At 69.8% G+C, this 14,730-nt stretch carries 9 protein-coding genes; 8 read left to right on the top strand and 1 reads right to left on the bottom strand.

The window, feature by feature from the left end:
* Positions 1-143 precede the first annotated feature (143 nt).
* Positions 144-3,947 (bottom strand): GH92 family glycosyl hydrolase, encoded by a 3,804-nt coding sequence (locus tag ACSURM_RS09060; protein ID WP_436954492.1) that lies wholly within the window; start codon positions 3,945-3,947, stop codon positions 144-146.
* A 341-nt stretch (positions 3,948-4,288) separates the two neighbouring features.
* On the opposite strand from ACSURM_RS09060, the gene ngcE reads away from it, so the two are divergent.
* From ngcE to dxs, 8 genes are all read left to right on the top strand, one after another.
* The gene (gene ngcE, locus ACSURM_RS09055) at positions 4,289-5,734 is read left to right on the top strand and encodes an N-acetylglucosamine/diacetylchitobiose ABC transporter substrate-binding protein (protein ID WP_436954491.1); all 1,446 of its coding nucleotides are present in this window, start codon (positions 4,289-4,291) and stop codon (positions 5,732-5,734) included.
* A gap of 29 nt (positions 5,735-5,763) precedes the next feature.
* Complete coding sequence (locus tag ACSURM_RS09050; RefSeq protein WP_436954490.1) at positions 5,764-6,690, top strand: carbohydrate ABC transporter permease; 927 nt, start codon at positions 5,764-5,766, stop codon at positions 6,688-6,690.
* A gap of 4 nt (positions 6,691-6,694) precedes the next feature.
* The gene (locus ACSURM_RS09045) at positions 6,695-7,624 is read left to right on the top strand and encodes a carbohydrate ABC transporter permease (protein ID WP_436954489.1); all 930 of its coding nucleotides are present in this window, start codon (positions 6,695-6,697) and stop codon (positions 7,622-7,624) included.
* A 206-nt stretch (positions 7,625-7,830) separates the two neighbouring features.
* Positions 7,831-9,030, top strand: a complete 1,200-nt coding sequence (locus tag ACSURM_RS09040; RefSeq protein WP_436954488.1) for an ROK family transcriptional regulator — start codon at positions 7,831-7,833, stop codon at positions 9,028-9,030.
* 133 nt (positions 9,031-9,163) lie between these two features.
* Positions 9,164-10,273, top strand: coding sequence for a sugar ABC transporter substrate-binding protein (locus ACSURM_RS09035; protein WP_436961005.1), 1,110 nt, complete (start codon positions 9,164-9,166; stop codon positions 10,271-10,273).
* 196 nt (positions 10,274-10,469) lie between these two features.
* Positions 10,470-11,270: an ATP-binding cassette domain-containing protein gene (locus tag ACSURM_RS09030; protein WP_436954487.1), complete on the top strand. Its 801-nt coding sequence runs from the start codon at positions 10,470-10,472 to the stop codon at positions 11,268-11,270.
* Complete coding sequence (locus tag ACSURM_RS09025) at positions 11,267-12,580, top strand: sugar ABC transporter permease (RefSeq protein ID WP_436954486.1); 1,314 nt, start codon at positions 11,267-11,269, stop codon at positions 12,578-12,580. The genes ACSURM_RS09030 and ACSURM_RS09025 overlap by 4 nt, the downstream gene beginning before the upstream one ends.
* A gap of 156 nt (positions 12,581-12,736) precedes the next feature.
* Positions 12,737-14,689, top strand: coding sequence for a 1-deoxy-D-xylulose-5-phosphate synthase (gene dxs / locus ACSURM_RS09020; RefSeq protein WP_436954485.1), 1,953 nt, complete (start codon positions 12,737-12,739; stop codon positions 14,687-14,689).
* Positions 14,690-14,730: the final 41 nt, after the last annotated feature.

The following is a 14,730-nucleotide window of genomic DNA, read 5'->3' as shown; positions in this document are numbered from 1 at the left end:
GGCGGACGGATCACCCCGCCGCCCGGCCCCCGCCACCCCCACCCGGCCCGCCGTGCCTGTACCGCCCCTCGCCCGCGCGACACCGGCCCGCCGGAGGAGCGCGGGGCTCCTCCGGCGGGCCGGCCGCCGTACCCGGTGTGCGCTCAGGCCAGCAGTTCCACCTCCGCGAGGGTGGCCTCGCCGTCCAGGACCAGGCGGTAGCGGGTGTACGTGCCCGGCGCGGCGATGGTGAAGGGGCGGGTCTGGCGGTCCCAGGCGAACGTCTCACCGGTGCGGCGGTCCAGGGTCCGCCACGTCGTGCCGTCGGCGGAGCCCTGGAGGGTCCAGCCGGACGGCGCGGTGGTGTGGTCGGCCCCCGAGGTCAGCGTGTACCGGACGGGCCGTACGGCGCCCTGGGCCGGCAGGTCGGCGGACGCCAGCGTCGCGCTGGTCGCCGAGGTGTCGTCGAAGAGCGCCCCCGCGCCCTTCAGGACGTCCGCGCGGGGCTCGGGCACCTTGTCGTCCCGGGTGATCGAGACCGGCGCCGCGTGCTCGCCCGTGCCCCAGGCGGACGGCTCCGGGCCCATGGCGAAGTCCAGCACCCCGCCCTTGGCCAGCAGCGAGTGGGGGAGCGAAGTGGACGTCCAGGGGCGGCCGTTGACCCTGACGCCCTGCACGTAGACGTTCTTCGCGCTGTTGCGCGGGGCCCGCACCACCAGATCCCGGCCGTTCTCCAGGTGCACGGTCGCCTTCTTGAACAGCGGGGAGCCGATGGCGTACTCGCCGCTGCCCATCACCAGCGGGTAGAAGCCGAGCGCGGAGAACAGGTACCAGGCGGACTGCTCGCCGTTGTCCTCGTCGCCGTGGTAGCCCTGCCCGATCTCGCTGCCGGTGTACAGCCGGGACAGCGCCTCGCGCACGTACGCCTGCGTCTTCCATGGCTGGCCGGCCGCGTCGTACATGTACAGGACGTGGTGCGCGACCTGGTTGGAGTGGCCGTACATGCCCATCCGGACGTCCCGGGCCTCGGTCATCTCGTGGATGACACCGCCGTAGGAGCCCACGTAGTCCGGGGAGGCGGTCTCCGGGGTGGCCAAGTAGGCGTCGAGCTTGTCGGCGAGGCCCGGCCGGCCGCCGTACAGGTTGGCCAGGCCCCGGCTGTCCTGCGGGACGGTGAAGGCGTAGCCCCAGCCGTTGGTCTCGGTGTAGTCGTAACCCCACACCCGCGGGTCGTACTTCGCGGAGTCCACCCGCCAGCCGCCCTTGGCGTCCCGGCCCTGGAAGAAGCCCGCCTTGGTGTCGAACAGCTTCACGTAGTCGCGGGCGCGGTCCAGGAAGTACCGCGACTCCTCCAGGTAGCGCCGGACGCCCGTCCTCTCGTACAGCGCCTCGCCCATCTTCGCGATGCCGTAGTCGTTGACGTAGCCCTCCATCGCCCAGGACAGACCCTCGTGGGTGTCGGTCGGGGTGTAGCCGAGGAAGGGGGAGGTGGCCATGCCCTTGCGGCCCACGCCCGGCGCGGGCGGGACGACGGTGGCGTTCTTCACGGCCGCGTCGTACGCCGCCTTCGCGTCGAACCTCACGCCCTTGACGTAGGCGTCGGCGAAGGCCACGTCCGAGGAGGTGCCGGTCATCAGGTCCGCGTAGCCGGGGGAGGACCAGCGGGAGGTCCAGCCGCCGTCCTTGTACTGCTGCACGAACCCGTCGACCAGCTCCCCGGCCCGGGTGGGCGTCAGGAACGCGTAGGCGGGCCAGGTGGTGCGATAGGTGTCCCAGAAGCCGTTGTTGACGTACACCTTGCCGTCGACGACCTTCGCGCCGGTGTGCGTGGGGGTGTCCGGGCCCGGCATGGGGGAGAAGGGGGACGCGTAGCGGTCCTTGCCGCCCACCTTCTCGAAGCCGGAGTTGGGGTACAGGTACAGCCGGTACAGCCCGGAGTAGAGCGTGGTCAGCTGCTCCTCGCTCGCGCCCTCCACCTCGACCTTGCCGAGCAGCTCGTCCCAGGCGTGCCGGGCGCGCGCCTTGACGGTGTCGAAGGACGTGCCCTCGGGGATCTCCCGGCGCAGGTTCTCCCGCGCCTGGTCGACGCCGATCAGCGAGGTCGCCAGGCGCAGGGTGACGGTGCGGTCGGCGCCCGCGGCGAAGCGCAGATAGCCCTTCACCCCGCTCGCCGCGCCGTCCGTCACCGGCTTGTCGAACTCGCCGTACACGAACAGCCGGGTGGCGCCCGTGGACAGGCCCGACTTCACGTCCGAGTAGCCGGTGACCCTCCCGTGCTCCTTGTCGAGGGTCAGCCCGGCCTGCTCGGTGACGTTGTCGAACAGCACGCTCGTGTCGTCGCCGGGGTAGGTGAAGCGCAGCACGGCCGCGTGGTCGGTGGGGGCCATCTCGGCCTTGAGGCCGCCTTCGAACCGGACCCCGTAGTAGTAGGGCCGGGCGGTCTCGTTCTCGTGCCGGAAGGCCAGTTCGCGCGCCTCGCGGCCGGTGTCCGGGGTGCCGGCCGCGGCCGACGGCATCACCTGGAAGGTCTGCCGGTCGCCCATCCACGGGCTCGGCTCATGGCTCGCGCTGAACGCCTGGATCGTCGGCAGGTTGTCCGCGTTGTTCCCGCGCGCGTACTCGTACAGCCAGCTCAGCGAGGACGCGTTGGTCACCGGCGTCCAGAAGTTGAAGCCGTGCGGCACGGCGGTCGCCGGGAAGGTGTTGCCGCGCGAGAAGCTGCCGCTGGAGTGGGTGCCGCGGGTGGTCAGCGCGTAGTCCGCCAGGTGTGCCTTCGGCCGGGCGGGCGCGACCGGCTTCAGGGACACGTCGTCCAGCCAGCCGCGGAACTTCGCCGGGCCGTCCGGGGAGTCGTAGGCCACCAGGATCCGGTCGACCGTCTTCCCGGCCGCCACCGGGCCGATCCGCGCGGCCACGTCGTTCCACTGGTTGACGTACAGCGCCTTCGCCGCGCCCTGCCCGCGCGGGGAGAGCGGGAAGCCGTGCCGGTCCAGGGCGCCCAGGTCGCTGAGGTAGGTGCCGTCGGTGAAGGCCAGGTCGACGGAGACGTTGGTGGCGTCGTAGTCGCGGTCCCCGTCGGCCATCGACGGGAAGATCCGGTAGGCCAGCTCGGTGTCGCGGCCGACCCGCACGTTCACGTCGAAGACCTTGTTGGAGGAGAAGGCGCGGCCGTCCGCCGTGTGCCGGCCGGCGTAGCGCAGGGCCCGCTTGCCGGTGAACCCGGCCCGCGCCTTGGCGGTCGGGGAGCCGCTGGGACCCTTGTCCACCAGGGTCAGCATGTCCTGCGGCACCGGCCCGCCGCCGCCTCCGGTGGAGAACTGCACATCGGCGAGCTGGAGGATGTCCGGGGCGCCGTTGTTGCGCGTCACCTCCAGCCGGAAGTGCTGGTAGACGGCCGGTTCCGCCAGGTCGTACGACTTGGTCAGGTACCGCTCGGAGAAGGTCTCGCCCGAGCGGGTGTCGAGCGTCGTCCAGTGCGTGCCGTCGGCGGAGCCCTTCAGGGTCCAGTCCCTCGGGTCGCGCTCGGCGTGGTCGTTGGCCGAGGTGAGCGCGTACGTCCGGAGCCCGACCGGCTTGTCCAGGTCGAACTCCGCCCAGCCGGAGGGCTCGAAGGTCAGCCACTTGGTGCCGGGCTCGCCGTCGGCCAGGTTCTCCTTGACCTCGCCGGCGCCCGCGTTCTCGCCGCCGGCCCGGACCTCGGTGACATGGTCGGTCACACTGCCCGGGATGCCGGTGCTGTAGCCGCCGTCGACTCCCGACGCCCGCTTGCCCCCGTCCGGGCCGGTGTCCACGGTGTTCAGCCAGTCCGGCGCCGGCTCGCCCGCCTCGAACGAGGACGCGAACTCCCGGTCGGGCGCCGCAGGACCGGCCGGCAGGGCGACCGCGGCGCCCTGCGTGCCGACGGCCATGACGAAGGCGGCCGTGAGGGCGGCCGCCGGACCCCATCTGTGCCGAGTTCTCCGCTGCATCTACGGACTTCCCCTCCTGCGCCCATCGGACAACGTTGTCAGCTACCGGCGCAGGAACCAGTAGGTGGTCAAGTGCTCCGTGATGTCAAGGCTGTTGGCTGTGGCATTCAGGGAGTAATGTCGCGAGTTTTTCCCGCGCGGCACGTGGCGCGGGCGCATATTTCCGGCAGGTCTCAACTCGGAAAAGACCCACGGGGAACCCTGCACTCGATCTTGTCCGCCGGGGTTAAGTGGACTATACCTGTCGGCACTTCCCGCACGACCCTGCACGACCCGACCCGCGGTGCCGGCGCAAGGATCCGGTTCACCGCCTGAGTCCTGGAGAAGGCGAGGACTTGAGCATGGGATCCACTGCGCACCACCGTGCCGAAGGTGTCGGCCGCCGTGATCTGATCAAGCGCTCGGCGGCGCTCGGTCTGGTCGCCACGCCGGGGATGGGCCTGCTGTCCGCCTGCGCGAGCAGCGGCGGCGACGGACAGGACAAGGCCGAGCAGGGCGAGAAGACCGCCAAGAACCCGCTCGGCGTCAACGACAGCGCCGGACTGGAATTCGTCCTCTTCGACGGCGGCTTCGGCAAGGAGTACGCCGAGGACGCGGTGAAGATCTACGAACGCGACTTCCCCAAGGCCGAGGTGAAGTTCGCGGCCACCCAGAAGATCCAGTCCACCCTCCAGCCCCGCTTCAACCAGGGCACCCCGCCGGACCTCATCGACAACTCCGGCGCCGAGCAGATGGACATGGGCGTCCTCGTCGGCAAGAACCAGCTCGCCGACCTCACCGCGCTGCTGGACGCGCCGTCGTACGACGACCCGAAGAAGAAGGTGCGCGACACCCTGCGCCCCGGCATCGTGGAGATGGGCCAGTTCGACGGCGACCCGGTCTGGATCCTGTACTACGCCTACACGGTCTACGGCGTCTGGTACTCGCAGAAGGCCCTGGACTCGCTGGACGCGGCGTACCCGGAGACCTGGGACGACATGATCGCCCTGTGCGCCAAGGCCAAGAAGAAGGGCATCGCGGGCTGGACCTACGCGGGCAAGTACCCGTACTACATCCCCTTCTCGCTGTACCCGATGATCGGCAAGGTCGGCGGGCGCGAGGTGCTCGACGCCATCGACAACCTGGAGCCGAACGCCTGGAAGCACCCCGCGGTCAAGGCCTGCTTCGAGGCCTACTACGAGCTGTACAAGAAGGGCTACATCCTCCAGGGCACCCCGGGCCTGGACCACATCCAGTCGCAGACCGCGTGGGCCAAGGGCAAGGCGCTGTTCCTGCCGAACGGCTCCTGGGTGGAGAACGAGTCGGCCAACGTCATCCCGTCCGACTTCGGCCTCGCCGTCTCCGCGCCCTCCGGCCTCGACGCCTCCGACAAGCTGCCGTTCGGCACCCTCTGGGCCTCCGGCGGCGAGCCCTTCATCGTCCCGGCCAAGGCGAAGAACGCCGAGGGCGGCATGGAGCAGCTGCGCATCATGCTCTCCGAGGCGTCCTCGAAGAACTTCACCGCCAAGGTGAAGTCGCTGACCGCGTTCAACGGCGGCACGTCCGGCATCGCCCTCACCCCGGGCCTGAAGTCGGGTGTGGCGGCGCTGGAGAAGGCCGGGAGCAACGTGGTGAACCCCCGGCTGCAGGACTGGTACGTGCAGTTGCAGAAGGAGAAGATCGGGGTGTCCGGCCTCGGCGAGATGATGGCCGGCCGGCTCACCCCCGCCGAGGCGATCAGGAAGATCCAGTCATTCGCCGACGAGGCGGCCAAGGACTCCTCCATCAAGCACTACAAGCACCAGTAATCCGGCACCCTGACAGCACCGGAGTGGCGATGCGGCACGGCAAATACCGGTTCATCGTGGGGTTCCTGGCACTGCCCCTGGGACTGTACGCGCTCTTCGTGGTGTGGCCGTTCATCCAGTCCATCTACTACTCGTTCACGGACTGGACGGGCCTCAGCCCCGATTTCCGGATGGTCGGGTTCGACAACTACGAAAGGATGCTCGACGACGACATCTTCTGGAAGTCGTTGCGGCACAGTCTCCTGTTCGCTCTGGTGCTGCCGGTGCTGACGCTCGGTCTGGCGCTGTTCTTCGCCTTCATGATCAATGTGGGCGGCCGGCGGAGGAAGCACGGCCCCGCCATTTCCGGGGTGCGGGGCTCGGCCTTCTACAAAATCGTCTATTTCTTCCCGCAGGTACTCTCGATCGCCATCGTCTCGCTGCTGTTCGCCTTCGCGTACAACCCGGACAGCGGAGCGATCAACTCACTGCTGCGCGGCATCGGCCTCGACGGCGTGCAGCCGCTGTGGCTGGGCGATCCCGGCCTCGCCCTGTGGTGTGTGATGGCGGTGCTCGTGTGGTCCACGGTCGGCTTCTTCGTGGTCCTGTTCTCCGCGGGCATGGCCTCGATCCCGGCCGAGCTGTACGAGGCGGCGCTGCTGGACGGCGCGAACCGGGCCACCACGTTCTTCCGCGTCACCCTGCCGCTGCTGTGGGACACCGTGCAGTCCGGCTGGGTCTACATGGGCATCCTCGCCCTCGGCGCGGAGTCGTTCGCGGTCGTGCAGATCATGACGACCGGGCCGGGCGGGCCGGACTACTCGACCACCGTGATGGTCCTGTACGTGTACCAGAAGGCGTTCCGGGACGGTCAGGCCGCGTACGCCACCACCATCGGCGTCGCCCTGCTGATCGTCACGCTCGCGTTCGCGGCAATCGTGATGCGGCTGGGCCGTCGCGAGCGGCTGGAGTTCTGAACCGATGAAGACGACCGAGACCCCCGCCCCGCCGCCGGCCGAGTCCGGCGCCACCGTCCGCAAGACGGACCAGCACCCGGCCGCGCGCCGGCCCCCCGGGCGGCAGCAGGAGGGGACCGTCCTCAATGTCTTCTCCCATGGCGTCCTCGTGATCTGGGCGATCATGGTGGTCATGCCGCTGGTGTGGGCGGTGATGACGTCCTTCAAGGACGACGGCTCCATCTTCGGCTCGCCCTGGTCCCTGCCGGACCGGCTGCACTTCGACAACTGGGCCCGGGCCTGGACCGACGCCCACATGAGCGACTACTTCCTGAACACCGTCCTGGTGGTCGGCGGCTCGCTCGTCGGCACCCTGGTGCTCGGCTCGATGGCCGCCTATGTGCTGGCCCGGTTCGACTTCCCGGGCAACCGCTTCATCTACTACCTGTTCGTCGGTGGCATGAGCTTCCCGGTCATGCTCGCGCTGGTCCCGCTGTTCTACGTCGTGAACAACATGGGCCTGCTGAACACGATCCACGGCCTGATCCTGGTCTACATCGCCTACTCGCTGCCGTTCACGGTGTTCTTCCTCACGGCGTTCTTCCGCACCCTGCCCACATCGGTCGCGGAGGCGGCCTTCGTGGACGGAGCTTCGCACACGCGTACGTTCTTCCAGGTGATGCTGCCCATGGCCAAGCCCGGCCTGATCAGCGTGGGCATCTTCAACTTCCTGGGCCAGTGGAACCAGTACATGCTGCCCACGGTCCTGAACACCGACCCGGACAAGAAGGTGCTCACCCAGGGACTCGTCCAGCTCGCGGTCAGCCAGGGGTACAAGGGCGACTGGTCCGGTCTGTTCGCGGGCCTGGTCATGGCGATGCTGCCGGTGCTCGCGGCGTACATCGTCTTCCAGCGGCAGGTGGTGCAGGGGCTGACCGCGGGGGCGCTGAAGTAACCCCGGCGGACAGGCGGGGCCACACCCCGTGATTGCGCGTGCGCACACCGTCCCGGCGTCTTCGGGGCGGTGTGCGCCGTCGTGCCGGGGTACCCGGAAACGGTTCAACCTCTTGACGTGAGTCACCCCGAACGGCTCAGCTTAGAGTTCACTAGTTGGACATACACGGGGCCTCGCCGAAGCGGCCCCGCGCTCAGGAGGTCGTCGTGGAGACTCCAGGGTCGCAGTCGTCACTGCACCGAGCCAACCTGGAGCGGGTGGTCCGGGCCGTACGACTGGCCGGGTCCCTCACCCAGGCGGAGATCGCGCGGACGACCGGGCTGTCCGCCGCCACCGTCTCCAACATCGTGCGGGAGCTGAAGGACGGCGGAACCGTCGAGGTCACCCCCACGTCGGCGGGCGGGCGGCGGGCCCGCAGCGTCAGCCTGAGCGGGGACGCGGGCATCGTGATCGGAGTCGACTTCGGGCACACCCATCTGCGCGTCGCGGTCGGCAACCTCGCCCACCAGGTGCTCGCCGAGGAGGCCGAGCCGCTGGACGTGGACGCCTCCGCCGACCAGGGCTTCGACCGGGCCGAACAGCTGGTCAACCGGCTCGTCGCGGCGACCGGAGTGGACCGGGCCAAGGTGGCCGGCGTCGGCCTCGGCGTGCCCGGCCCGATCGACGTCGAGTCCGGCACCCTCGGCTCCACCGCGATCCTGCCCGGCTGGGGCGGCACCAAGCCCGCCGAGGAACTGCGCGAGCGGCTCGGCGTACCCGTGCACGTGGACAACGACGCCAACCTCGGCGCCCTCGGCGAGCTGGTCTGGGGCAGCGGCAAGGGCGTGCGCGACCTGGCCTACATCAAGGTGGCCAGCGGTGTCGGCGCCGGTCTGGTGATCGACGGCAAGATCTACCGGGGCCCGGGCGGCACGGCGGGCGAGATCGGGCACATCACCCTGGACGAGTCCGGTCCGGTCTGCCGCTGCGGCAACCGCGGCTGCCTGGAGACCTTCGCGGCGGCGCGCTACGTGCTCCCGCTGCTCCAGCCCAGCCACGGCCCCGACCTGACCATGGAGGGCGTCGTCCGGCTGGCCAGGGACGGCGACCCGGGCTGCCGCCGGGTGATCGCCGACGTCGGCCGCCACATCGGCAGCGGAGTGGCCAACCTCTGCAACCTGCTGAACCCGAGCCGGGTCGTCCTCGGCGGCGACCTCGCCGAGGCGGGGGAACTGGTGCTCGGGCCGATCAGGGAGTCCGTCGGCCGCTACGCCATCCCCAGCGCGGCCCGCCAACTGTCCGTTCTCCCCGGCGCACTTGGCGGCCGGGCCGAAGTGCTCGGCGCCCTCGCCCTCGCCCTCAGCGAGATGGGTGATTCCACCCTTTTGGAAGGCGCGCTCCAGGTGCCCGCCTCTGCCTTCACTTAGAGAACGGATGGCACCGTTGCCATCTCGTTAAGGATTTACTTCTTGACGTCGCACGTGTGGCCGAGTTGACTTCCAGCCACCTCGGCCGCAACGACGCGGCCTCGTCAGGGAGGTTTCTCAAGTGAACGCACGTATGCGTCGTGCCGCCGTTGCCGTTGCCGCGGGTGCGATGGCCGTCTCGCTGGCCGCCTGTGGCAGCGCCAAGGAGTCGAAGGGCAACGACGACTCCTCGGCCGCGTCGGCCCCCAAGAAGGGCGACGACATCACGGTCGGTCTGCTCCTTCCGGAGAACAAGACCGCGCGGTACGAGAAGTTCGACCGGCCGATGATCGAGCAGAAGGTCAAAGAGCTGACCAACGGCAAGGGCAAGGTCCAGTACAACAACGCCCGCCAGGACGCCAACCTCCAGGCCCAGCAGGTCGACACCATGATCACCAACAAGGTGGACGTCCTGATCATCGACGCGGTGGACGCCAAGGCGATCCAGAACTCCGTCAAGAAGGCCGTGGACCAGGGCATCAAGGTCGTCGCCTACGACCGCCTCGCCGAGGGCCCGATCAGCGCCTACACCTCCTTCGACAACGTCGAGGTCGGCAAGACCCAGGGCGAGGCCCTGCTGAAGGCGCTGGGCGACAAGGCCACCAAGTCCTCCAAGATCGTCATGATCAACGGCTCGGTGACCGACCCCAACGCCAAGCAGTTCAAGGACGGCGCGCACGCCGTCCTGGACGGCAAGGTCACCATCGCCAAGGAGTACGACACCAAGGAGTGGGCGCCGGACAACGCCAACTCCGAGATGGAGGCGGCCATCTCCGCCGTCGGCAAGAAGAACATCGTGGGCGTCTACTCCGCCAACGACACCATGGCCGGCGCCATCATCACCGCCCTCAAGGCCGCCGACCTCAACGTCCCGGTCACCGGCCAGGACGCCGAACTCGCCGGTGTGCAGCGCATCGTCACCGGTGACCAGTACATGAGCGTGTACAAGTCGTACCCGCAGGAGGCGCAGACCGCCGCCCAGATGGCCGTCGCGCTCGCCAAGGGCGAGAGCCTGGACTCCATCGCCAAGGACAAGGTCTCCAGCACCAGCGCCAAGGACATCCCGTCCGTCCTCGTCCCGGTCGTGTCCCTCACCAAGGACAACATCAAGGACACCGTCGTCAAGGACGGCATCTACACCGTCGACGAGATCTGCTCCGGCAAGTACAAGGCCGCCTGCGACAAGCTCGGCCTCACCAAGTAGGCGAACGCCCGGCCCCTTCCCGCCCGCCCGGCGTTCGACCCCTGAACGCCCGCGGCGCGGACGACGGCCGGCCGCGTCCCCGCTCCTCCGGCGCCCCGGCGCATTCACCCAGCCCCGCGAGCTCGGCCCGGGGCGCCGGACGGAAATTCCCCCCAAACTTCTGCACAACCTCCCGCCGGGTCAGGCGGCGAAGGAGATGGTTCACGTGTCCGCTACGCCCGTGCTGGCGTTGCGCGGGGTCTCCAAGCGGTTCGGTGCCGTTCAGGCGCTCACCGACGTAGAGCTCGAGATCCACGCCGGTGAGGTGGTCGCCCTGGTCGGCGACAACGGCGCCGGAAAGTCCACGCTGGTCAAGACGATCGCCGGCGTGCACCCCATCGACGAGGGTGCCATCGAATGGGATGGCAAGCCCGTGTCGATCAGCAAGCCGCACGACGCCCAGGCGCTGGGCATCGCGACGGTCTACCAGGACCTCGCGCTGTGCGACAACATCGACGTCGTCGGCAACCTCTTCCTCGGCCGTGAGCTGAGGAAGTGGGGCGTGCTCGACGAGGTCGAGATGGAGCGCCGCGCCCGCGAGCTGCTCACCACGCTGTCGATCCGCATCCCCAGCGTCCGCATCCCGATCGCCTCGCTCTCCGGCGGTCAGCGCCAGACCGTGGCCATCGCCCGATCCATGCTCGGCGACCCCAAGCTGGTCATCCTGGACGAGCCCACCGCCGCCCTCGGCGTCGAGCAGACCGCCCAGGTGCTCGACCTGGTCGAGCGGCTGCGCGAGCGCGGCCACGCCGTCATCCTCATCAGCCACAACATGGCGGACGTGAAGGCGGTGGCCGACAAGGTCGCCGTCCTGCGCCTCGGCCGCAACAACGGCGTCTTCGAGGTCAGCACGACCTCGCAGGAGGAGATCATCTCCGCCATCACCGGCGCCACCGACAATGCCGTGACCCGCCGTGCCGCGCGCACGTCCAGCGCGAACGGGGAGGCTTCCCAGTGAGCATCGACAAGACCTCCGCCACCGAGCCCGGCACGACGTCCGCGCAGGACGCGACCCCGGTCGAGAACCCCGAGGCCGCCGCGGCCGCGGTCACCGCCGTCGACCCCCGCCTGCTGGTGCAGGAAGAGGGCCTGCTCGGCTACTGGAACGAGTTCAAGCGCAAGATGAAGGCCGGCGAGCTGGGCTCCCTCCCGGTCGTCGTCGGCCTGGTGATCATCTGCGTGATCTTCCAGGCGCTGAACTCCAACTTCCTGTCCGCGCAGAACATCAACGACGTGACGATCACCATGGTCGGCACGGGCATGATCTCCGTCGGCATCGTCTTCGTGCTGCTGCTCGGCGAGATCGACCTCTCGGTGGGCTCGGTCAGCGGCGCGGCCAGCGCCCTGATGGCCGTCCTCGCGGTCAACCAGGGCTGGCCCGAGTGGGCGGCCGTCCTCCTCGCCATCGCCGCCGGTGTCGCCATCGGCGCGCTGCACGGCTTCTTCTTCGCGGTGCTCGGCGCCCCCGCCTTCGCCGTCACGCTGGCCGGCCTGCTGTTCTGGCTCGGCTTCATGCTGAAGGTGCTGGGCGAGGACGGCACGATCAACCTGGACGGCGAGGGACTGGTCGCCAAGCTGACCACGTACTACTTCTCCGACATCGCCGCCGCCTACGGGCTCGCCGTGGTCGTGGTCGCGGTGTTCTTCCTCACCTCCTTCCTCGGCAACCGGCGCCGGGAGGCCGCGGGCATCCCGGCCCGGCCGCTGAGCGACACGGTGCTGCGCACGGTGCTGCTGGCCGTGGTCGCCTTCGCCGCCGCCTACATGTACAACCAGTACAAGGGCCTGCCGCTGGCCACGGTGATCTTCCTGGTGTTCCTGGTCGCCACGGACTTCCTGCTGCGGCGCACCACCTACGGGCGCAAGGTCTTCGCGCTCGGCGGCAGCGTCGAGGCGTCCCGGCGCGCGGGCATCAACGTCACGGCGGTCCGGATCTCCGTCTTCGCGATCTCCGGCGGGTTCGCCGCGGTCGGCGGCCTGTTCCTGGCCTCGAAGATCGCCTCGGCCAACCAGAGCGCCGGCACCGGCGACCTGCTGATGAACGCCATCGCCGCGGCCGTCATCGGCGGCACCTCGCTCTTCGGCGGGCGCGGCCGGACCTGGAACGCGCTGCTCGGCGTGCTGGTGATCGTGTCCATCCAGTACGGTCTCCAGCTCCAGTCCATCGCGGAGCCGGTGAAGTACATGATCACCGCCGCCGTTCTGCTCACCACCGTCGTGATCGACTCCATCACGCGCAAGACGCAGAAGACCGCGGGCCGCGCCTAGCGACCGCCCGCCCCAGGGGCGCGGAACGACCGCGTACCGGCCCGTCGTGGCTGGTCGCGCGGCCGACCGCGCCCCTTCGGGATGCCCGTCGGGCCCGGCATTAGACTCGGGCGAGCCCGGCAACAGCTCGATCAGCTCTAGTTCAAGGAGGCACGGGTGCCGCTGCTGACCCGCATCAGGGGACCGCGCGATCTGGACCGGCTCAGCCTGGAGGAGCTGGACCAGCTGGCAGAGGAGATCCGTACCTTCCTCGTCGACGCTGTCTCCAAGACCGGCGGCCACCTCGGTCCGAACCTCGGTGTGGTGGAGCTGACCATCGCCCTGCACCGGGTCTTCCACTCGCCCGCGGACAAGGTGCTGTGGGACACCGGCCACCAGTCCTACGTGCACAAGCTGCTCACCGGCCGGCAGGACTTCTCCCGGCTGAAGATGAAGGGCGGCCTGTCCGGCTACCCGGCGCAGGCCGAGTCCGAGCACGACGTCATCGAGAACAGCCACGCCTCGACCGTGCTCGGCTGGGCCGACGGCATCGCCAAGGCCAACCAGCTGCGCCGGCGGGACGACCACGTCGTCGCCGTCATCGGGGACGGCGCGCTCACCGGCGGCATGGCCTGGGAGGCGCTGAACAACATCGCCGAGGCCAAGGACCGCCCGCTCGTCATCGTCGTCAACGACAACGAGCGCTCCTACGCGCCGACCATCGGCGGCCTCGCCAACCACCTGGCGACCCTGCGCACCACCGACGGCTACGAGCGCTTCCTCGCCCGGACCAAGGACATCCTCGACCGCACCCCGGTGGTCGGCAAGCCGCTGTACGAGACCCTGCACGGCGCCAAGAAGGGGCTGAAGGACTTCATCGCCCCGCAGGGCATGTTCGAGGACCTGGGCCTGAAGTACGTCGGCCCGATCGACGGCCACGACATCGAGGCGCTGGAGTCCGCGCTGGCCCGCGCCAAGCGGTTCGGCGGCCCGGTGATCGTGCACTGCCTGACCGAGAAGGGCCGCGGCTACCAGCCCGCCCTCCAGGACGAGGCCGACCGCTTCCACGCCGTCGGCAAGATCCACCCGGACACCGGGCTGCCGATCAGCTCCTCCGGCGCCGACTGGACCTCGGTCTTCGGCGAGGAGATGGTCAGGCTCGGCGAGGAGCGCGAGGACATCGTCGCGATCACCGCCGCCATGCTCCAGCCGGTCGGCCTGGACAAGTTCGCCAAGCGCTTCCCCGACCGGGTCTTCGACGTCGGGATCGCCGAGCAGCACGGCGCCGTCTCCGCGGCCGGCCTCGCCCACGGCGGACTGCACCCGGTCTTCGCCGTGTACGCCACCTTCCTCAACCGCGCCTTCGACCAGGTCCTCATGGACGTGGCCCTGCACAAGTGCGGGGTGACCTTCGTGCTGGACCGGGCCGGGATCACCGGCACCGACGGCGCCTCGCACAACGGCATGTGGGACATGTCGATCCTCCAGGTGGTGCCCGGGCTGCGGCTGGCCGCGCCGCGCGACGCCGACCAGGTGCGCGCCCAGCTGCGCGAGGCCGTCGCCGTCGAGGACGCGCCGACCGTGGTGCGCTTCTCCAAGGGCGCCGTCGGCCCCGCCGTACCCGCCGTGGGCCGCGTCGGCGGCATGGACGTACTGCGCGAGCCCGGCTCCGACCTCCCCCGTGGCCTGAACGGCACGGGAGGTGCCCCCACCGACGTGCTGCTGGTCTCCGTGGGCGCCCTCGCCCCGATGTGCCTGGAGATCGCCGCCCTGCTCGACAAGCAGGGCATCTCCACCACCGTGGTCGACCCGCGCTGGGTCAAGCCCGTGGACGAGGCCATGGCCCCGCTGGCCGAACGGCACCGGGTCGTCGTCACCGTCGAGGACAACAGCCGGGTCGGCGGTGTCGGCTCCGCCATCGCCCAGGCCCTCAGGGACGCGGGCGTGGACGTGCCGCTGCGCGACTTCGGCATCCCGCCGCGCTTCCTCGACCACGCCTCCCGCGCCGAGGTCATGGCCGAGATCGGGCTGACCGCGCCCGACATCGCCCGCCAGGTCACCGGGCTGGTCGCCAAGCTCGACGGCCGGTTCGAACGCCAGGCCGACGCCGTGGAGCACGCCCGCGACTAGCGAGCGCCCCCGCGCCCACCTCCGACAGGCCGGTCCCGCCG

It is taken from the genome of Streptomyces sp. SudanB182_2057 (assembly GCF_964272715.1).
In the GTDB taxonomy this organism is placed as follows: domain Bacteria; phylum Actinomycetota; class Actinomycetes; order Streptomycetales; family Streptomycetaceae; genus Streptomyces; species Streptomyces rubradiris.
This window is presented reverse-complemented; position numbering and strand designations above follow the sequence as displayed.